Raw genomic sequence first — 20,535 nt, forward strand, 5'->3', positions numbered from 1 at the left:
TTGACGCCGCGGTGAGGGACGGCCGTGGATCCGCCATGGCCGTCCCGATCAGTCGATCGGTCCGAGACCCGAGTTGACCTCCACCCGCCTTCCCCCCACGATCCGGAAAAACCGTGCCTCCCCATCCTCCGTCTCACTATAGAAGTCTGCCAACCCAAACGCATCCATGACCTTCACCAGGGTTCTCCCGGCCAGTCGCTCTTCCCTCTCCCACCGGTCGGCGTCATCCGCGGGTATGACCCTCGTGTCCGGCGAACCGTCAGGCACAAGCCGCGCCTTTGTTAAAGTCGAAGTCCCTGCCGTGATCGGCCCGGTACTTGCGGGGGCAGATGTCTTCAAAGAAGATCCGCCCGAGTTTCTCCGCCACCTGCACAGGGTCGATGCGAATGGGCGAAATTTCCCGGTTGATCTCCTGTTCCTCATCGCTCAGGAAGGTATATGTCCCGTCCGCGTTTTGCGCTACCAGATGGTACAGCACCAGCTTCTTGAGGGAGGCGCGCACGGTGGTTTCCAAATCCCGTCGCACCGCGTCGAGGCGGTCGATCAGGAGCAGCGTGTCCGCCCGCCGGCGTCCGGCCTCCTCGATGAGCCCCATCAACTCGGGCTCCAGATTCTTTTCGCGAAAATACTCGACGGCCGTTTTGCCGTTGGCCACTCTTTGGCCGAGCAGGTAGGAAACGATTTTAAGGAAATGGGATTTTCCTGAACCGAAAAAGCCGGAGATCCAGACCCCGATCGAAAGGCGCGGTAATAGTTGTCATCCATGAGTAAATTAAAGAGTTTCAACTGGCTTCCGTTGTACGTGCCGGGGAAAAAAGCACGACGGGAACATCCGTCACCCATTCATGCAGGCGATTCAGGACGCCGTGGGAACGCAGCAGGGGATACAGGCTCCCGACACCGGTCAGAAGCAGGGCCTCCGCCCCCTCGGCCGCCGCGGCCACGGATCGAACGAGGCGGTCCGAATCGAGCACCGGCATCATCGCCCGCTGCAGCCTCGCCGTTCCCTCGGTCGCCTCGATCTCGAAGAGCGTGTCCAGCCCCACCTCGTCCTCGAACAGGGAGAGGACGGCTTGGTACAGGTTGACGTTCACAATCCGCCGGGAAGACTGCCTCACCAGGCGGTTCACAAAGCGCCGGACCACCCATTCATCTTTGGGATCGTAATCAAATACATAATAGGACAACTCATTGCCCTGCCCTTCCCCCCGAAGGAAGCCTTCATCGTCCATCATCTGCTCCAGAGCATCCATCTTCTTCTGTAAACTCGGCTGCATGGGGACACCTCTCCGTCGCGACGCACACGATTGCTCATCACTCAGAGCGCCAACATGAATCGCGGAAAATATGGGTAATCCGGGGTATGCCGGATGTATCGCGCCAAGTCTTCACCGATCACCAGCGGCTGAATGGACCAGACGGAAGACCCGTCAGCCCGGAGGCCAACAGCCGCAGGGCAATCTCCATCTCATGGCGCAGCGGCCGTTCCGAGAGAAAGCTGAGCGTATATCCCTGGTTCGTCCATCCATCCAAACCGATCACCACGGTCACAAAATGTGAACCCTTTTCTTTCAGAATATCACAGTTTGTGAACAAGTCCACAATGAATCAAACTATAAAAAGAGCCCTCACGAAGGGCAAAAAAATTCCGCGTAGAATGCGCGGCCGAAGGGAGGTCTCGATTACATAAGAACTACAGAACTAACGGGGTAATGAATAGCCCGATCCATTGGTTGCCCGATTTCTCTCACTATGAATATACGATAAAATTGAAATTCACCAGTTAAAAGTTCCATGATTCCCTTCTAATCAATTCTAAAAAGTTTATATGTTCCACACCAAGATCAATGCACATGTTCGGGATTTTGATTCGCGTCGCATTGGAGGATGCCTGTTTCTCCTCGGTAACCACAATTGCCCCGTTTACTTTAGCCAGTGCCACCACCCACGGGTCAGCCCATACTCCAGTATGGCTGAATTGTGGAATTATTTGCGGGAATTTATTCACTAAGTGTCTTACTATGTTCTGTATCTCGTTGTCAGGCTCTATAAACATTCCCCGACGCTCTTTAACCCAGCGAAATAACGCGTCTCCACCCTTCTCCAATTCATAAAATACATCAATAGGTGAAACGAGCCTTGTCTCTCGAATCAAACGGTCCAAATTGACCCATAAAGAAGGGAACACATCCGGGGGATATTGTTCACGCCACGCTGTAATAAGAGAGCTCGTATCCATATAGTACACGTTGAGCAGACCCCCGGCGTTACGTTCCTAATAACGCTTTTTCTATTGAATTCATATGGTCGAATTTTATCCCCCCCAAATAATTCGACAGCTCTATGGGACCAATGATTTTCTGGTAAAAAGCGTCAAGAACAATGCCCGTATAGGCTCGGCCGTTCGCTCGGAGCACACGCCTGTAGTACGGTTCATACCCTTCTTTTGAAGATTCCTGAAGATGTTGCGCATATATTCTTCGATACTCCAAGCGCTTTTCTTGATAAAATTCCTGATCCGCTAAGCCAAAAAGCAAGAGGCGGAGCAGCATGACCTCCTGACTGACCTTGAATCGATTCGCCAACCGGGAAAGGTCAGAATCATCCCAGCGCTTGCCCCGATGCTGTTGAACAAGAGGTTGGGCCAGAAGTGCTTCCCGAGGTACGAGGACTTCTGCGGCAATATAGTTACAAAAGGTTTCCAGGTCATTCCGGCTACCGGGATCTTGGTCTCTCAGGTCACAAATTCCACTGTCATCCAGGGTGAGATGAACGAACTCGTGCAGCAGAGTAAATATCCTTCCCCTTGGAGAATCCTTGCCGTTCAACGTGATCACTGGCAAGGGTCGTTTGGAAATAGAGAATCCCCTCATCTGGGCCAAAGGGATATCTGTGGACTGAAAAACCAGAACTCCCGATTTTTCTACGGCCGAAATCCACGAGCGTAAGGCTTCATATTGGTCGGGCCAAGCAAACTGCGCTTCCACAGAAATCCCGAGTCTCATTCTTATACGGTGCGCAACCTCTTGAGCTGACTCCGAAAGGACAGCATTGAGGTCAAAATCGGGGATCTCCTCACCCATGTCGTTCATCAGTTCGCAAGCGATCCGCCGACGATCATACGCTTTTCGAATCTCAAATCCAAGTTCCGGCGAAAGGTCAGGCTCAGCCCTGTGGACTGTCCTGAAATCAGCGATAGCGGGACGGTCATCCGGAGGAGTATCAAGGTAGAACAAGGCTGCAGGACGCCGGTAAGTTTTCCCCAAGGCTCGCAACTGTCTCAACGTCGGGCTGTCCCAGCCGGTTTCCCAACTCTTCAAGACTTCCGGTTTGACCCGAATCTTCCTTGCCGCTTCCTCCAAAGAATACCCACAATCCTGACGCGCCCACACTAACATGCTGGGATTGATGCGCATTTTCGGACCCGTTGCCAAATAGAACCCCCCTTCTGGGAGTATGCTTGAACGACTGAACCCATTGTACAGCAAGGAGGTGACCTTGCAAAACGGGGATACGCACCTCCCATTACTGAACTCGAGACTCTGCCATTGGATGATTTGCACCTTATGAGACTCTCTCATCCCTCCAAGTTCCAGGGGCTAACCATCGTTCCCTCTCTTATCAATCAAGGGTAGACCGTGATCATCACAGGCAAGATCGAGGGCAACCGGATCAGGAAGCAACCCTCTCTTTGACTATTGTCCATGGCTTCTTAAACACGTTTCCCGCTGATGTCGGCGCCTGTTCCCCTTCACCGAGATCTTCACCGAACCAAAACCAAACGGCTTTGCATATCCCAGCCGGTGAACCATCCCTTCCTCCAACTCCACGGAGTAAAGCAGTGTCCCCAGCTCAAGTTCCGCCAAGTTTTCAAATTCTACGGTAAACTGAAACACAGCCCCGGGTTCCAGAGCCTTCCGGATGGTGCGGTTCTGGTCACTTTTGCTATGGCCCTGATATTCCGCGGGATTGGCCCGCCCATGATGACGATAGAACTTGCGTCCACGCAGTCGCGCCCCTTCGGTGTCATAGGTCACCAGCGGATCGGAGCGGCCCTGGGCATCGAGCAAATTTTTTCCACAATGTCAAAGTTTCTCGGCGGCCCGTCCCGTTGACGTTCAGAACTCAAGATATCTGCTCTTCACCTCATGAGGAATATTCTTTGGAGGTGCCGGCCGAGGAATGCCTGCACCACCGAGTTTAAACGAGCGAACGGGGGTGCGCCGCCCCCTTCAGCCGCATTGTCGAGGCATACCGGTTACACCGGTTCCAACAGTCCCTTCTCCAAACAAAGTGGGAGGGAAAGTTTTTTGGGCCTTCCGTTAAAAACAATCTCAACGATTTCACCCTCAACTTTCACGATTCGTCCCCGGCCGAAGACCGGATGTCGAACGCTTTTCCCGGCCGTGAGCCCGTTCGCGGTTCGAATCGCACGGGGACTCACCGGGATTGTCGATCTGTCGGGCTGCTCAACGCCGTGCCGTGACGGAGCTGCCCGATGATTTTTTGCCACCGATTTCGGTGGAGCTTGAATCCTCCGGACATGGGTGACAAAGCGGGATTCCTTGACCTTGCCGCCGTCCTTATTTCGATAAGTCACCAACTCCAGGTGCGTTTTTGCCCGGGTCATTCCCACGTAAAAAAGGCGCGCCGCCTCCTCCATAGCTGCTGAGTCCTTATTCCGCAACCTTTGAATGTCATCGTTGGACGGCAGAACACCTTCGATGAGATCGATGATGTAGACCCGATCAAACTCCAAACCTTTGGCACTGTGGAGCGTGGAAAGAGTCACTGCATGGGCATCCATCCTTCGGCTGGACGCCTTCATGGTGTTTTCTAAATGTTGTAATCGATTGGCAAACTCCTCGAGACTCCCTAAACCGTCAGCGATCTCCTCCAATGTGTTTACGATACCGATCAAATGTTCTTTACGAAACCCCAGACGTTCACTCATGTTCATCAAGGTGTGCTCGTACCCGAGGTCCCGCCGAATGACGGCAATCGCTTCGACCGGGGTCAGGCCCTTCATTTCAGCAAACATCTTCTTACAGGTCTGCAGTGGACCGATCTGATAATCCTTGACACCCACAATGCGCACCAAATTATCAAAAACCGACTCGTGATTGTGAATTTCTTTGAGCGCCGCCATCTGCTGCTTCGTGATGTAGCCATTCAGCTTTGGATAGATCTTTTCCAGGAGATCGGGCCGTTTATCGGTATAGGCCATTCGCATGAAATTGAGGATGTCCTGCACCACCCAGTGGGAAAAGAAACCGTTGTCGGCGTCTTTGATGCAGAAGGGAATGCCTCTGCGATCCAACTCATTGACCAATGGGATGGACGATGAGCGGTTCCGGTACAGGACCGCGGCCTCGTGCGGATTCTCCAACTGTGAAATCTGCTCTACAACATACTTTGCCTGTTGCCGGTAATCGACGAGGTCCTGAATCACGATATCCCGGTGCGGGGGGTTGAACGTAAACATGTTCTTGTCATAACGGTTCTTGTTCCGTTTGATAAACTGGTTGGCCACATGGACAATATTTTTCGACGACCGATAGTTTTGTTCCATCTTCAGGATCAGGGCCCGGGGGTAAACTTTTTTAAAATCCAGCAAATACTTCGGCTCCGCCGCACGCCAACCGTAGATACTTTGGTCATCGTCGGCGACCACACACAAATTCTCATGATCCCTGGCCAATTTTTCGATGATGGCGTGCTGCACCAAAGAAGTATCCTGGCTCTCGTCGGTCAAGATATAATCGTACCGCGCCTGGTACTTCTTCAATAACTCCTCGTCTTTTTTCAAAATTCGATTGGCCATCACGAGCATGTCGTCATAATCGATCAGCAGCCAGCCCGCCTCGGCACGTTTAAACGCCTCATATTCCCTGAAGATGCGTTGCGCCTCCGGCACATCGCAGTGGACATGCGCCAAGCGTTCCACCGGAACCAATTTGTTCTTCACAAACGTGATATAGGTCGTGAGTTCCTCCAACTGATCCTCGGTCAGGTTTTCACCGACGATCCTTCGGTACAACTCCCGCAGGATTTGCCGTTTGTGCGGAAGCCCGGGATGAGACCCGGAGGCTACCTGCCCACCGGCGTCCCCTTCAATCACCCTGTACTTGATTCCTGCTCGCCGGAAATGCTCCTGCACAACCTGGAATGCCAAACTGTGGATCGTGGAGAAGTCCACGCCGCCGGCCGCTGGCCCGGGGAAGAATTGTTGAAACCGCTGTTTCATATCCGTCGCGGCCGCTCTGCTGAAGGTCAGGGCCTTGATGCGCGACGGTTCAACCCCTTTCTCTTCAACGAGGTAGCCGATGCGCATCACGATCGTCGTCGTTTTGCCCGATCCCGGGGAAGCCAACAGCAACAATGGCCCTTCGGTATAGAGCACCGCCTGTTTCTGCACCCGGTTTAGCCTGATCCCGAGCTCCCGTTCCTTGCGTATAAAAAAATCACCCGCGCTGGTCATGAACGACAATCCCTCTCATCAACCAAGTCCTGCAATCCGTTCGTTTGTCTCTCATTATACCATTCGGATGTCGGTGAACAGCCCCCCTGCCAGCAGCGCGGACCATCAAGTCCGGGGACTGGGTTCAGGAAGGAACTTGTTATGAAGATCCGCGATGATCGCGGCCCGGTACGGTAAACCATTGATCGCGCGGTATCCATCCTTGCCGGGGGCACCCTTGTTCTGCTCCACCCGCTTCAGGGCGGCCAGCAGGCAACGCCCATGCCGGGCGCACAAAAAAGGGGGCCTAGCCCCCTTCCTCAACGATTTATGAGACTCTCTCATCCCTCCAAGTTCCAGGGGCTAACCATCGTTCCCTCTCTTATCAATCAAGGGTAGACCGTGGTCATCACAGGCAAGATCGAGGGCGACCGGATCAGGAAGCAACCCTCTCTTTGACTGTTGTCCATGGCTTCTTAAACACGTTTCCCGCTGATGTCGGCGCCTGTTGTTCCCCACAAACCATTCGAACTGTGGATGGTTGTTGGGGTCCGGCACTCTGGTTGGACGCGGATAATGAATAGGCAAATCAGGCGGATCTTTGAGCAACGCTTTCAGGTCGGTCATCATCTCCTCAAAGGATTGTCCATATAGCCGGCACATCTCCTCCCGGTATTTCTGTTTATATGTCTGTTTAAATTGGGTGTCTTCTATCTTCTGAAGGCCCGCATCCCGATCCAGTGACTGGAGCCTCTCCCCCCAATTCATGATTTCTATCCCCTTCACCGAGATCTTCACCGAACCAAAACCAAACGGCTTTGCATATCCCAGCCGGTGAACCATCCCTTCCTCCAACTCCAGGGAGTAAAGCAGTGCCCCCAGCTCAAGTCCCGCCAAATTTTCAAATTCTACGGTGAACTGGAACACAGCCCCGGGTTCCAGAGCCTTCCGGATGGTGCGGTTCTGGTCACTTTTGCTATGGCCCTGATATTCCGCGGGATTGGCCCGCCCATGATGACGGTAGAACTTGCGTCCACGCAGTCGCGCCCCTTGGGTGTCATAGGTCACCATCGGATCGGGGCGGCCCTGGGCATCGAGCAAATAGAATGGCGTGACGGTGGGCTTGGGGGTCGACAGAATCCCCAGAGTGGTCTCCGGCAACTCCCGCCCCTCTTGAATCCTCTCCCCATGGGAAAACCAAATTCTTCCGGCATAGGCGACCGCCTCATCGGGATCCGTTTGATGCCCTTCCTCCCGCTTCCCGGCGACCCAACCGAAGACGCGGCAGGCAGGACAAAGTTCGCTGACACTCTCGCAGTGCTGAAGGTGCTCCGGCAACAAACTTTCCCGGGTATCGCTGTAGCGAATCCGGGGCATGCTGACCGGACGCAGCCAGGTTTTCAAGGGGTCTTTCGATTCCACGATGTACACCAGATCGCCGTCTCGAAGGCTCCGATCCTTTTCTACAAAGGTACTGGGCTGAGGCAACCCTTCCGTGCTGTCGGGCCACCGCCGCTCTCCCAGTTTTTCAACGATCCCTTGCAAACGCTCCCAGTATCCTTTTAAATGGTCGTTGTATTCGTCCATCACTTCTTTGCCAAATCTCCTTACATACGAAGAGGGGATTTGATCCAACGTCGGCGGATCGGGGCTCTGATCGTCCCACCGAAAAAAGAGACGTTCACTGTGTTTGTTCTCAATATTGGGGCCAGTGATGTGCAACCATCCGAAAACTTTCCTGCAATCCTCCGTCTCGGTCAACAATTCGTACTGATCCACCGGCACAACCCGGATGGCCCGATAGGCGGGAATAGGGCGAGTTCCTCTCCCCGCATTTGGCCCCGATAGATTCTGTTTGGGAACAGAGATCAGCGCCGCGACCCGCATCCCGTCGCAAACACCCGGCGGCAATTGGCTGCGCGCGGGGTCATACGGCGTTTTCCTCTCTGAATCAAACACCCTCGGAGGGTACGCATCCGAAACCACGCCCGCCGGAGACATGACCTTGGTGCGACCCATTTGAGGAGGGGGATTGATCAGACAGTTCAACTCCTCCAAAATCACTTCGTTTTCTTTGATCGCGACAACCCTGGCCGGGGTCATATCCGGAGCCCTGGACACGCGATGCTCGAGAGGACGCCCGTCCTTTTCGAACGCACCCAAGCACGAGTTGGTAATCGTCTCAAATACGGAACGGATCATGCCCCGCAAACTGCTGCCCGGCAAAACGGGTTCCCCGTCACATTGAAAAAAGCGGTAGATTTTATGAGGGTTATTTTCCCCCTTGGCATCCGTCCTCACAGCGTGGGAATCGGAGATAAACAGCGGAGTGACCGTCTTCAATTCGCACGTGAGCCGGCCGGTCAGGCCCACATAACGGTCATGGGGTGGAGGAAGACAATTCCCCAACACATGCTCCGCCGGACGTGCTTTCATCAGGTTCCGTACAAAGTTGTACGGGTTGAGAAAACGGTACTTCTCGGCTATTCTTACATTCCGTGCACGCGGACCTTTCTCCCCGCGCTCTACGTCGAACTCCACCCGCAGTCCTTCCCGGGGCGTGAACCCTTTGATCCACGAGACATGAAAGTAAACATCCTCCCTGCCCTGGTCCGGCTGAATAAAGCCATATTGTTTCTCAGAAAAGAGCTTCTTAATTCTCCCTTTCGCCATTGTCGCTCCCCCTCCATTCACTCAGCCCGGTATACCACACGAACTCCACCTGCCCCGACCTACTGAACACCCTGTAATGCAATTGGACTCGCCGGCCTTTCATCGGATGGTCCACAGGGTAGTCCAATGCCGCCCCTCCAACCCGACTTTCCTTCCAGCGCTCTCCGTCCCACACGCCCCACAGCAAGGCTGTTTCCTCATATTGGTGAAACACCACACCGGTATGACTGGCCCAATAGTCCTCCACTTCTCCCATTCCAAACGCCGCCCCATCGAGAATCCGAACACCGGGAGGTCCCACAAACCGCCATTGAAACGTCTCGCCATGGCGGCGAACCATCAGATCGCCCCCGCCACCAAACAGACGCCCGCGTTCCAGGAGGGCCGCATCCTTCAACGGCGCGTCCTTCGCAAACACGATCGCTTCGGTCCATTCCCAGATCCGATAGGGCATATCGGCAAATCGCCAAGCTCCAAAGAACGCTTCGAGATCACCGGACCCGCACATTCCCCCCAGAATCGTCACATCGTTGGGCCCGCATCGGCTCCGCTGCACCCGTTCAACAATTTCATTAAAAAAATGGTCCCGTGACAATCCCTTCACCTTCCGCTTCCTCTCACTTCAAAGGATTTCGTTGTACCGGTAGAGTTTTTCAAGATGGTCGAAATCATGATCCTTTTGCAACACGAGGACTTCCGGTCTAACAAAATTTTCCACTTCTTTGTGGAATGCTCGGACCCAATTCCGCGCCACATCCTTCCACCCCGTCGTGCCGGGCGACACTTGAACGGTCTTATAAACCCCGCTCCTCTCCACCGACAATCCCAATTCCTCCAGCCCCCGGGGCGCGTCGTCCTCCGACAAGTAGCCGAAAGTCGCTTCCCACTCCGTTAGCCTCACCCGGCCAAACCCTTTGGCGCGCCCAAAACCCACAGTCAGCCAACCGTCGGCCAAGTCCCGGAGCACCAGGGCCAACCAGCCCAGTTCCCAATCCTCCGGATTCTCCAAGTGCAGCCGCAATTTGAACGCCGGGCGCCACAGAACCAAAGCGTCGAACTTGAGCCCGTTCACCCCGCCGCCGGTAAAACGGTCGATCGCCAAAAAATCCATCATTTTATATTGGGGTTCGGGTTGATCCGGTGTCGAGAAGAAAGGTGCGTCTTCAACGATCAAACGGCTCCCCCGTCGCGGACTGCCGAACAGGCGACAAGCCAAGCAGAGGGAATCGAGATATCCATCAGCCGTCCCGGGACCAGATTCAATTTTTCTCAGCAAGCTGTCGCAGCTTTCCAGATACAAGTACTGGTTTTTCACCCGGCTTCTGGCGTTGGGATCGCACGCCGGACAACGGCGCAGGAAGTCCTCGCGGTTTGCGGCACGGCGAGCAGCCAAGGTCCGCGCCAGCCGCTCGGCGTGAGACCGCAGGATTCCTCTAATTCCGGCGCCACCCAACACCGGCTGTTCCCATTCCGACAACCGGCTTAACAGCGGTGCATGATCAAAGCCGCTGACCATGGCGGTCAGGCTGTCGTTCATCAGCACCCCGCCTTCGGTCTGTAGGGTTCCTCTCAGGGTGATCCAGCTTCGGGCCGCCGCTTTGGGGAGTTCGCGCCCGGTATCGCCCCGGTCGTCCGATCCATGCCAGCTCTTTTCGGCCTTGGAACGGATCGCCTCACACCGCGCCATCAGCCAATCTTGGACGGGCGCAGCCCGCTCCCAGGGCTGGTCCGATCGCAAATAATGCATCAGTTGGGCCGGTTGACCCAAACGTAATTCTCGGAATTCCAGGTGGTGCAACGCCACGAATCCGAGCCCGCGAGCGGCTCGACCACCGATCCACAGCCGCTCTGCTTTCCATTCGGCCAACCCCGCCGCCAAAAGCTGCTCATCTTCTTCGCTCGCACCGCGAAGCTCCATTCGCAGTTCAAATTTCACACCCGGAGGCAGGACCTCCAGGTCAAACTTCACCGCCCCGGCTCTTGCGGCCACACCGGAGGCCCGCTCGATCCCCACGCCGTCACGAATCCAGGTGAGGGGCATCGTCCCGGAAAGAGGGCGGGCATTGAACACCAAGAGCCGGGAAGCCGCCGAGGTGATCCCCTCCGTGTCAGACGGGTTCACATCTCCGAAGAGCCTGCAGACCGGGCAGGAACAAGAGAGCTTGCGTTCGTCTGGCGTCTGTGCCAGCGCCCGGCAAGCCGTCCCCGAGAGGCGAGGGGCCAGCCGGGTGAGCAACGCCCGCAACGCGCCGGCAATGGCGGTCCCCGGAATGACCGGCCGACCGTCAGCATCGCAATGGATCAGGGCATCGGTCAACTCATTCCCCTTGCCGCTGCCCACATGAACGGAGGTTCGGGTCTCCAGCGTTCCCATGATAACCTTGTAGATCATTTGGCCTCCTCCCGCCCCTGGGTGTTGTCCTTGACAAGAGATGCAATCCTCATTGCTAAGCTTTCGATCCCCGCGCGCCAATGTCCTTCGCCCTTTTCCTGCAAGAACTCAAGTAGCCGACCGATTTTCTCTAACTCTTCCCTCAATTCTGCCTGGAAACGATTCAATTGGCAACGCTCCCCGCATTCTTCAACGCCTCCGAGGAGCGCGACCAATGACGAAGCCGGTTGCCCAATCTCATTCATGCGCGCAGCCAGCGCGGCAGGGGATTCGTTTCGATTGGCGTACAGCCATCGCGCCAGTCCTGTCAACCGGGCCTCCTGCCCTTTGAAACAATCCGGAGAAAACGCTTTATCCAGCCTTTCTTCCCAAAACCTATGAAACAAATCAGGTTCGGAAGGTTTCCTCAATCTCATGTCTTTTTGCAGGCGAATGACTCCCTCGGCGCTTAAACGTTCTTCAAACAGCGGGTGATTGAACGCAACGCGTCCAAACCCTTCGTGGCGCCGAATGCCGATTCCCCCGTCCTCCAGCCTCTGCAGCCGCGCGGCCCAGTCCCCTGGCGGATCCGGGAGCTGAAACACCACCGTCGTACCAGCCGCGAGGGCCATGTCCCGCCAACGGGGCAACCCCAAGACGGCGTTGAACCCGTCCACAACTTTGGTTCGGGCGTACACCTCGTGGAGAACCACCTTTTCCACCCCGAGCAGCCGGTTCAACCATTCTTCCGAAATGCCGGCGGCCTGCTGTCCCCACGTATGGGTCACGATCGCATCCGTCAAAAAAGTAAGTGTCAGCGGTTGGGAAGGATCCTTCACCCGCCGGTCCAGCGGCCATGGAACCCATAAAAACGGCTGACTGTCGATCCGCTCCAACCAGCCGGTCACTTTCCCGTATCCCCGCTGGCGAGCCTTCCCTAACCACAACGTAAACGCTCTCGTTTCGCCGATCCCCGTCCTTTCCTGCAGCCGGTGCCACCATTTTTCGCCACTCAATTGAATCTCCCCAAGAAAATACTGCCCCGCCCCAAGGACGCTGTAGCTGTACAAGTTCCCCGGCGCAACCCGCTGGGAGTTCGGGTCGATCCGGATGTGCATTTCTGTAAAACGTTCCGGCAACAGGGTGCCTACGTTCTGGTGATAAACCACATACTGGCCGACCGGTTCCAGTCTGCTTCCGCACACGGGACACCGGTCCTTTTCCTGTTTCCAAGCTGGAAAAACCCCATGGCCCACATCATCTCCCCGGAACGGCACGACACTGCACGTCAACAGTCCATACGGCGCCGGGATAGTCGGGTAGAGATAATCGTTATGATAGTAGGCGGGGTACAGCATCGAACATCTCATCTTCCCGCGCAGGAAAAGAGCGACAAAGTCGCGATACGTGGCCGGATCGCTCATGTTGTTTCGTCGTGCAGCCAAAGTAGCCAGTGCACCCAAAATGACATTGCCAGAAATATGTGTCTGGGTGTCATACCGATTCCCGGCGGCGGCCCTTTGGGCAATCAACAGCGGTTCATCCAGATACGCGATCATTCTCAAACGTACCCGCGTCCGATCTTCCCGTTTCTCCTTCCCTTCCTCTCTCCCTTTCTCCGCCGACGGCCAAGCGTGCCTCACCGTCATTCCGGTTCGCCGTTCGCCATGCGGTTCGCCATGGAGCCAAACTCTCTCAAAACGCTTTAACAGCCACTCTTCCCAGGATTCGTCCCGGGGTTTCCCCGTATCTGCCCCGACGACGTCCACCAGGTGAATGACGCATTCCCCCAGTCCGCGGCGGCGAGACCGGCCCGATTCTCTGACAAATCGCGCCGCCGCCACCAACAACGCCGCTTCATCCAGCGCCACCTCGTCGCTGTACGGAGATGTGACGGTGAACCGGAATGTTTGCCCCGCCACCCCTTCCTCCTGGGAAAACAGTTTGTGCGGTTCGGACCGGCGGGTTCGGGGATCGATGCGCACACGCCAACGGGTCGAAGAATCCTGGACAAACCGGGTCGTCGGCCCAGCGGACGAAATCCGCCAAGATTTTTCCTGTGCGGGAGAACCGAACAGCCTGTCCACGACGTCGCCGGTGGAGTTCTTCTTTGAAGGAATCACCTGAAGCAACCGGCAAGTCCCGTCCCGCAACAACCCTGCCAACATGCTTCCCCGCAGAATCGGCGTGCGGTCCGGATCCCGCAGCAAAGCGGAATCCACCCCAAACCCTTTTCCATGGCCCGCGCCCACGTGATAATTCGATATCCATTCGATTTCGAAAGTCAGGGTGAGCATATCAATCTTCTCCTTCGTACTCCGAACGGAGCTTGTCGACACGAAAGGCAAAGTCCCACGCTTCCAAGAGGTCGGGCAATTCGTGACCATACCAATGGCCGGATCCCCGGATTACATAACGCCACGGCTTTCCCGGCCACTTGTCCCCCGGCTCTTCCATGAGACGCCTCAGGATCCGGCCCGCCTCTTCACTGAACCGTTCGATCCTCTCCAACAGTCGATTCAATGTCCGATTCCAGCTGTTAAGCTCATCCTTCTCCGATAATCTCGGAGCGTGGTCAAACAACTGTTGCAACTCCGCAAGCCGTCTGTTCGGAAGAGCGCGCAATTCCCGACGCAGATCGAGCAAACGGGTGATAGACAAAGCGCTTTCTTCCGGTCCGCCGCTCGTTGCGAAATAAGGCCGCAGGGTCGAGCGATACTCTCCGCTATCAACGGTGTCGGCCAGCCGACCGCCCAATACAACTTCAAAGTTAACGGTGGACCGGGGACCGGTTTTTGGCTGTTTCTCGCACAACGTCAACTGTTTGCCCAATCGCTTCGCCTCTTTCAACCGCGCATCGCCGATTTCGTGGGCGTGGGAATAGGGATGTTTAGACTTGCAAATCACAACGGCAGTGGAAACACTCGGCCGAACCTCATCCGCCAGACCGATGTCTTTAAGCAGAGCTGCCATTTCGGACTCGTAAACTTCACAAAATCGCCGGGCAAAATCCAGAGCCCAGGGGGCGGGGATCAGGGCAAAGAGATCGTCGCCGCCCATGATCAGGGGCCACACCGGGATCGACAAGTTTTGTCCATTTTCGCGCTGTGTTGTTTTCATCAGTTCTTTAGTCGGAATTGCCAAAGCCCGGCGAATGACCCGGCCGAGTCCTTTGGACAATTCCCGCATCTGCTCGATTTCCACACATTTGGAAAATACCGTCCCCATGTCATTGCCGTCGGCGAGCAGATACGCGACATATTGGCGCGGATCATAGGCCGCAATGTTCTCCAAGATATCATCCGGACCGTTTGGGCCGTTTTGGCTGCCGTCCCCCGGTTTTTCATAACCGGGCCATCCGGCACCTTCCAACTCCGGTTCACCCTCCACCACCTCGCGGCGGAACGGTTCCAAGAAATCCTTGAACCCGCGTGCTCGCTCGGCATATTTGTTCTGGCACGAGGAACACAAATATTGCTCTTCATTTGGATGGTACGCCTGGTAGGCCACCGCGAGGCCGATGCCGCACGACGCGCAGAACGCCAGATAGGGCATCTGTTCCGGACTGTGCCACCCTTGGCGCCAGCGTTTGGCCTTCCGAAGCGCCTCATTGGCTAGGAAGGCTGACGAACCGAAGGCTCCGTCGGGTGCCTCCACCGGTTCGGCGACCGTCAGACTCCCTCCCGTCACCAAGCGGTATGCTTCCGCCAATTCCTCGCCGAAAGCCTCTGCTTGTGCTCTTTCATCAAATAGGATGCGGAAACTCCCTCCGTCGTGAATAATGACATCCCGGTCCGGATCGCCGCCGTAACGGGGCAACAAATATTTGGGCACTTTCTCGCAAAATCGGACGAGCAGTTGACTCCCGCCCACCACCTCGCGCAGGTGGGAGGAACGAAACAGGAGATCCTGAATCTTATCGGCCTCGGCCGCCAGAAGAAAACGGCTCACTCCGATCCCCCCTTCCCGGCCTCATCCCGGACAAGACTGGAAGGCAAGAACCGTTGCAATCCGCACAATTCGCACAGCTCCGGCCAGGGAACGGCTTCAGCGTATAAAGGCATATCCTTTGTCCGCAGTCCCAGAAAATCTTCGAAATTCGCCTCGACAAATCTCAACGCATCCTCCGCCCATTGTCTTGAAACCGGAAAGTATTTGTGCATTAAGTCGTTACGCCGGTTAAGGAATTTGTCCCAACCCTTCTCGCCTTTCGAAGGGTCGTCGCGAAACATGACCGTCTTGTTCCACCAAGGTTTCATCTCAGGCGGCTTAGGCAAGGTCATCTCCGGAGCATTTTTAAACGATATATCATGTTTCTTTCTATTTGAACCCACATGTATTTCTTTATCAGGATTTGTCAACGCTTTAAAGACTGATTCGGCTGAAGGGGTCTTGTTATCCAAAGGCTCCAAAAACCGCTTACGATCATTGTCATCTTTTATCAAATCGACCAACCGAGCCAACATAATAATTTCATTCAAAGCCCCAGCCCGAAGAAATGCCGAACGATAGTCTTGGGTATAGTCAATCAGCCGTTGGATGCGCTTCAGTTCATCATATGCGTATACCTTGAGCACCTCTTGGTCCCCATACAGATACTTAGGCGGTTCGACGTAATCGTCCCCTTCGATTCGATACCATCGGCCACCCAGTTCCACCACGGCGTTGGGCTGCCGGAAGTTTCCAAGATCTCGTTGGATCTCTTCCGCGCCCCGGTAGTCGCCCTGATCCCATTTTTCGTAGTATTCGAGATACCTGTCCAGGCTGTCCAGCGCATTTGCAGAGTCGGCCATCAAGGCAGACATCGCCTTCCAGATGTCCTCCAACAGTCTCCTGGCCTCCCGGAATTGATACCGCTGATACAAGAGCCGCACCCGCTCCCATTCGCGCAAGGCGAATTTCTCATACGGATTGGGCAGCTCGCCAATTTTCGACAGGTAACCGTATGGGCGGCGCGAATTTCGGTCGTATTCTGTAAAATCGACATACGAAATCCGCACTCCTGCGTACGCGGCGTACAAAAAAGCCCCCGCCACCATGCTCTTCTTCCCGCCGGTGATGTCGATGACCGGACAAGGTTCGTCGCGGAGCGTCTCCACCAAGGTGCGAAACACAGCCAGTGGGTCGTCAGCGGTTTCCACAAATTGACCCTCTCCGGCCGGGTTCTTCCCCAAGTATTTCGGGACACGATCGATCAACCCCTCGTCCCGCAGGCGCTCAATCGCCTCAAAGACATGGCCGACATACGCGTGCCTCGGTTCACCGGCATATTCGTCGTCGCTCAACACCAACAGAATCCCTGCAGGTTGGTACAGGCATATCGATTGAAGTAGGGGCTCTAAGGAAAGTCCAACTAGAAGGACGAGGGTCTCGCAATGCTCAGGAGAACTACGTTGTCGAATTTGTTCCATCTCCGCTTCCAACAAACTGTTTCCGCCTAATTTTTGTCTCTTATCAGAAATGTACTGTTCCAACACCCAATCAGTCGAGTCATTGTGCCGTTGCAACTCCCAATATCTTCGGGTATCTGATCTCAGGCTCTCCTCGTCCATCGCACACCTCCACACCTTGCCTCAGCTTCTGGCACCTGCGGGAAGGCCCAGAAGACCGTTCTTGAACAAAGGATTTCGACCAATGTCGAGGAAATTCCTTCCCCTTGGTGCAAGGATTTGCTACAATTCGACATATGTACAAAATCAGTCGTTTTTTGCGCGCCCGATTTTCCTAAGCCGCAAGCAGGCTTTCGAGAGGAGCCGAAGGTCATGACATCCTCCTTTTCAAACAAAGAGGAACTTCTCAACGTAATGGACGCTTGGTATGTCTCTGAACTCTTGCAACCGCCCAGGCTAGCCACAGAGAAGAGAAAATGTATAAAGATTCTTCCCGGAAGTCTTGAACCGTGGGCAGATCCCAAGTACGCCCGCCGAGAAGACGAAAGAGCCGTATGGTGGTTCCTGTGTCTTGGCGCGCTGAGTCTGAGAACAGCGACAAGGAAGTTGCTCCAAAAGTTTCGCGAAGAAATGTACGAGGAACGTGTCTCGTCTGCAGACGGGAAAATTCCCCTCGCTCTCATTGTTCTCGACGAGAGGGGACGGCCTGACCTGGAACAAATCTTTATTTCGACCTTCCCGTGGGCTTACAGCTTGGTACTCCACGATCGACTCCATGATTTGAAAAATTTCCAGAAAGTCGAGCAGACCTTGAAGCAGAACATCCTGCAGCACCTTCGACCCGATCCAAGTCATGGCAGCCCGACCCCGCTCACTGTCCAGGAGGTCCTCCATCTCACAGATAAGTTGACCCGCTCCATCTGCTTGCCGAAAGAAGACGCCCACCAGGTGAAGCCGTTTGCTCTCCGCATCCCGCAACGCAGAAACGAACCGCCCGAAGTCGATATGCTCAACAGCTTTTTCTTGGAAGACCTATCCACAGTGCGGAAAGCCCTCGAAAGGGAAAACATCGGCCTTGCCCTGGCCAGGTATTTGTACGGTCTCGATCCGGCCGAACGGCGCGATGTCGTGAAAGATCGGACTGTGCTCCGGGAAATCCTGGCTCCCGGCCGCACTCCGAAATCCCGGTGGCCCGGACGCAACCGGCCTTCTTTGTCCCTGATGCAGCAGTGTGCGGTCAACCATGCGGCCAGGGAATTGGGGAAATCCGGCATGGCGTCCGTCAACGGACCACCCGGCACCGGGAAAACCACCATGTTGCGCGATCTCGTGGCGAAAGTGGTGTTGGACCGCGCCGTGGTCCTCGCGGCGTTCGATCACCCGGAAGCAGCCTTCCGCTCGCCAAAACGAGTCCCGATCCGCGAAAGAATCGCAACGATTTACCGGGTGGACCCCGCCCTTCTCGGGTTCGAGATGGTCGTCGCCTCATCGAACAATCAGGCCGTGGAAAACATCAGTCGCCAACTCCCGCTTTGCCAGGAGATTGCCGATGATTTTGATCCACCGATCCGGTATTTTGCCTCCATCGCCGATCGCCTCACTGTTAAACAAGAAGACGGCATGACGTGGGGACTGGCCGCGGCGGTTTTGGGCAATAAGGACAATCGCCGGGATTTTGTCGAACGCTTTTGGTGGGAACAAGAGCGAGGCATGAAACACTATTTGCAGGCGGTCGGCTCCCCAAAGGACGGTGCCGACTTGCCGGCGGTGGCTGTCATTGAACAAGCCCCAAAAGATCAAAACGAGGCGTTAACCCGTTGGCACACCGCACGGGCGAACTTCAGGAATTCTTTAGAACGCGTCACAAACCTGTTGCACACCCTGGAACTGGCAAGAGAAGCCCTGGAACAGAAAGAGGCAAACCGGATGGATGTGCATCAGACCGCGGAGGCAGCCAAAAAGGCGCGGTTGATCCAGCAGCAACAGGAAGAAAAATTCGCCGAAGCAGAACGGCTCTGGAAGGAAGCCGCCGAACGCACCGCCGCAGCAGCCGACGATCGAAAGGCTCTTCTCGCTCTCCGCCCAAACTTTTTCGCCCGTCTTTTCTCCACAAACGCCTACCGGCACTGGCAACAGCGCGCAGAAGAGGCCTTGGCCGCTGTCAGCATCGCACGAGAGGAAGAAAAACGATACAAGGAGCAACGGGATCGAGCGCAAAAAGAAGTCGAACAGGCGAGAACTCAGTGTGAAAGGGCCGAAAAAGAGCGTGAGAACGCTTTGCGGCGCATGCAAGAGATTGAGGAGAAGATTGACCGGGGGCGCCAACTCGCCGGGGATTGTTTCGCCGATCCGGACTTTTGGCAGCAAAGCGAAAAGGACTTGGAACGAAGCACGCCATGGCTGGGGCCGGACATTCAGCGGGCGCGGGATGAACTTTTTAAGCGGGCGTTTGAGTTACACCGCGCCTTTGTCGACGCGGCGGCCAAGCCTCTGCACGCGAACCTCGGCACCATGATGGCAGTATTGCGCACCAAGTCCCTTCACCCCGACCTCACCACGCTGCTTCGACACCTTTGGGCCAGTTTTTTCTTGGTCGTGCCGGTGGTCTCCACCACTTTCGCGTCCTTTGGCAGGCTTTTCAGCGGCCTCGGGAAGGAAGAAATCGGATGGCTGTTCATCGACGAAGCCGGTCAAGCCACGCCGCAATCGGCAGTCGGCGCCCTGTGGAGGTGCCGCCGAGCCGTGGTTGTCGGGGACCCCATGCAAATCGAACCGGTTGTCACCACCCCCCTGCCGTTGATCGAAGCCCTGTTCAAACAGTTTGGCGTAGATCCAGGCCAATGGGCGGCTCCGTGGATATCCGTCCAGACGTTGGCCGACCGGGGGAGTTGGCTGGGAACCTCTCTGATGGGTGAGGGTGAACCGATCTGGGTCGGCTGCCCTCTGCGGGTCCATCGCCGGTGCGATGAACCCATGTTTTCCATTTCGAATCAGATCGCTTACAACGGCTTGATGGTGTTCGCCACGCCCCCGGAACGGCCGTGCCGGACCGGCCAAGTGCTTGGGGAAACCCGGTGGATTGACGTCAAAGGAGAAAACATCGACGGAAAATGGTCGCCCCCGGAAGGAGAGAGATCGGCGGAACTGTTGCTGATCGCCGTCGAACGCCGTCTTCAAGACGGATTGCAGCCGTGTGTGCCGAATGATATCTTTTTCATCACACCATTTCGTCAAGTCGCTTTCAAATTGAGGGATCACTTGAGAGCCGCCCTGGCCGATTGTCAAAAACGACACCAGATTCCTCTTTTTTCTTCGGAAGAGGAGCTCAACGAGTGGTTCGAGCGGCAAATCGGGACCATCCACACCTTTCAGGGCAAAGAGGCGGAAGCGGTGATCCTGGTCCTGGGAGCACCCGGCAAACAATCTCTAGGAGCGCGGTATTGGGCGGGAAAATCGCCAAACTTGCTCAATGTCGCCGTGACCCGTGCTAAGCAGCGCCTCTATGTGATCGGAGATTTTTCCGCCTGGAAGTCAATACCCTATTTTTCCACATTGTCAAAGTCTCTCGGCGGCCCGTCCCATTGACGGTCAGAACTCAAGATATCAATCAGTTTTTGATCCGATACGCCCTCCGCTCGGCG

At 55.5% G+C, this 20,535-nt stretch carries 15 protein-coding genes; 1 reads left to right on the forward strand and 14 read right to left on the reverse strand.

Annotated features, from left to right (window positions below; genetic code table 11):
- Positions 1-48: 48 nt before the first annotated feature.
- From BTUS_RS11220 to BTUS_RS11280, 14 genes are all read right to left on the reverse strand, one after another.
- Positions 49-267: a hypothetical protein gene (locus BTUS_RS11220; protein ID WP_041304180.1), complete on the reverse strand. Its 219-nt coding sequence runs from the start codon at positions 265-267 to the stop codon at positions 49-51.
- The gene (locus BTUS_RS11225; protein ID WP_041304183.1) at positions 260-655 is read right to left on the reverse strand and encodes a hypothetical protein; all 396 of its coding nucleotides are present in this window, start codon (positions 653-655) and stop codon (positions 260-262) included. The genes BTUS_RS11220 and BTUS_RS11225 overlap by 8 nt, the downstream gene beginning before the upstream one ends.
- 127 nt (positions 656-782) lie before the next feature.
- Positions 783-1,277, reverse strand: a complete 495-nt coding sequence (locus tag BTUS_RS11230; RefSeq protein ID WP_041304185.1) for a BREX protein BrxB domain-containing protein — start codon at positions 1,275-1,277, stop codon at positions 783-785.
- Between the two features lie 118 nt (positions 1,278-1,395).
- Positions 1,396-1,551: a hypothetical protein gene (locus BTUS_RS18475; protein ID WP_169307974.1), complete on the reverse strand. Its 156-nt coding sequence runs from the start codon at positions 1,549-1,551 to the stop codon at positions 1,396-1,398.
- 232 nt (positions 1,552-1,783) lie between these two features.
- Positions 1,784-2,239 carry a DUF4411 family protein gene (locus tag BTUS_RS11235; RefSeq protein WP_245543411.1) on the reverse strand — a complete coding sequence of 152 codons (456 nt, stop codon included), beginning with the start codon at positions 2,237-2,239 and terminating at the stop codon, positions 1,784-1,786.
- A gap of 28 nt (positions 2,240-2,267) precedes the next feature.
- Positions 2,268-3,434: an XRE family transcriptional regulator gene (locus BTUS_RS11240; protein ID WP_013076196.1), complete on the reverse strand. Its 1,167-nt coding sequence runs from the start codon at positions 3,432-3,434 to the stop codon at positions 2,268-2,270.
- 261 nt (positions 3,435-3,695) lie between these two features.
- Positions 3,696-4,070, reverse strand: a complete 375-nt coding sequence (locus BTUS_RS11245; protein WP_041304187.1) for a hypothetical protein — start codon at positions 4,068-4,070, stop codon at positions 3,696-3,698.
- Positions 4,071-4,258: 188 nt separating this feature from the next.
- On the reverse strand, positions 4,259-6,481 hold the full coding sequence (locus tag BTUS_RS11250) for an ATP-dependent helicase (protein ID WP_013076197.1): 2,223 nt from the start codon (positions 6,479-6,481) through the stop codon (positions 4,259-4,261).
- A gap of 342 nt (positions 6,482-6,823) precedes the next feature.
- On the reverse strand, positions 6,824-9,133 hold the full coding sequence (locus tag BTUS_RS11255; RefSeq protein WP_013076199.1) for a TIGR03986 family type III CRISPR-associated RAMP protein: 2,310 nt from the start codon (positions 9,131-9,133) through the stop codon (positions 6,824-6,826).
- A complete protein-coding gene (locus BTUS_RS11260; RefSeq protein ID WP_013076200.1) occupies positions 9,114-9,737 on the reverse strand; it encodes a hypothetical protein in 624 nt (207 codons plus the stop codon). Before BTUS_RS11260 ends, BTUS_RS11255 begins: the two co-directional genes overlap by 20 nt.
- An 18-nt stretch (positions 9,738-9,755) precedes the next feature.
- Complete coding sequence (locus tag BTUS_RS11265; protein WP_013076201.1) at positions 9,756-11,525, reverse strand: RAMP superfamily CRISPR-associated protein; 1,770 nt, start codon at positions 11,523-11,525, stop codon at positions 9,756-9,758.
- A complete protein-coding gene (locus BTUS_RS11270) occupies positions 11,522-13,801 on the reverse strand; it encodes an RAMP superfamily CRISPR-associated protein (RefSeq protein WP_013076202.1) in 2,280 nt (759 codons plus the stop codon). The genes BTUS_RS11265 and BTUS_RS11270 overlap by 4 nt, the downstream gene beginning before the upstream one ends.
- 1 nt (position 13,802) lies before the next feature.
- On the reverse strand, positions 13,803-15,455 hold the full coding sequence (locus BTUS_RS11275) for a Cas10/Cmr2 second palm domain-containing protein (RefSeq protein ID WP_013076203.1): 1,653 nt from the start codon (positions 15,453-15,455) through the stop codon (positions 13,803-13,805).
- Positions 15,452-17,056: a CRISPR-associated protein Cas02710 gene (locus tag BTUS_RS11280; RefSeq protein ID WP_013076204.1), complete on the reverse strand. Its 1,605-nt coding sequence runs from the start codon at positions 17,054-17,056 to the stop codon at positions 15,452-15,454. The genes BTUS_RS11275 and BTUS_RS11280 overlap by 4 nt, the downstream gene beginning before the upstream one ends.
- 444 nt (positions 17,057-17,500) lie before the next feature.
- On the opposite strand from BTUS_RS11280, the gene BTUS_RS11285 reads away from it, so the two are divergent.
- Positions 17,501-20,479: a DEAD/DEAH box helicase gene (locus tag BTUS_RS11285; RefSeq protein ID WP_169307975.1), complete on the forward strand. Its 2,979-nt coding sequence runs from the start codon at positions 17,501-17,503 to the stop codon at positions 20,477-20,479.
- The last annotated feature ends 56 nt before the right edge of the window (positions 20,480-20,535 follow it).

The sequence above is a fragment of the Kyrpidia tusciae DSM 2912 genome (assembly GCF_000092905.1).
GTDB lineage: Bacteria > Bacillota > Bacilli > Kyrpidiales > Kyrpidiaceae > Kyrpidia > Kyrpidia tusciae.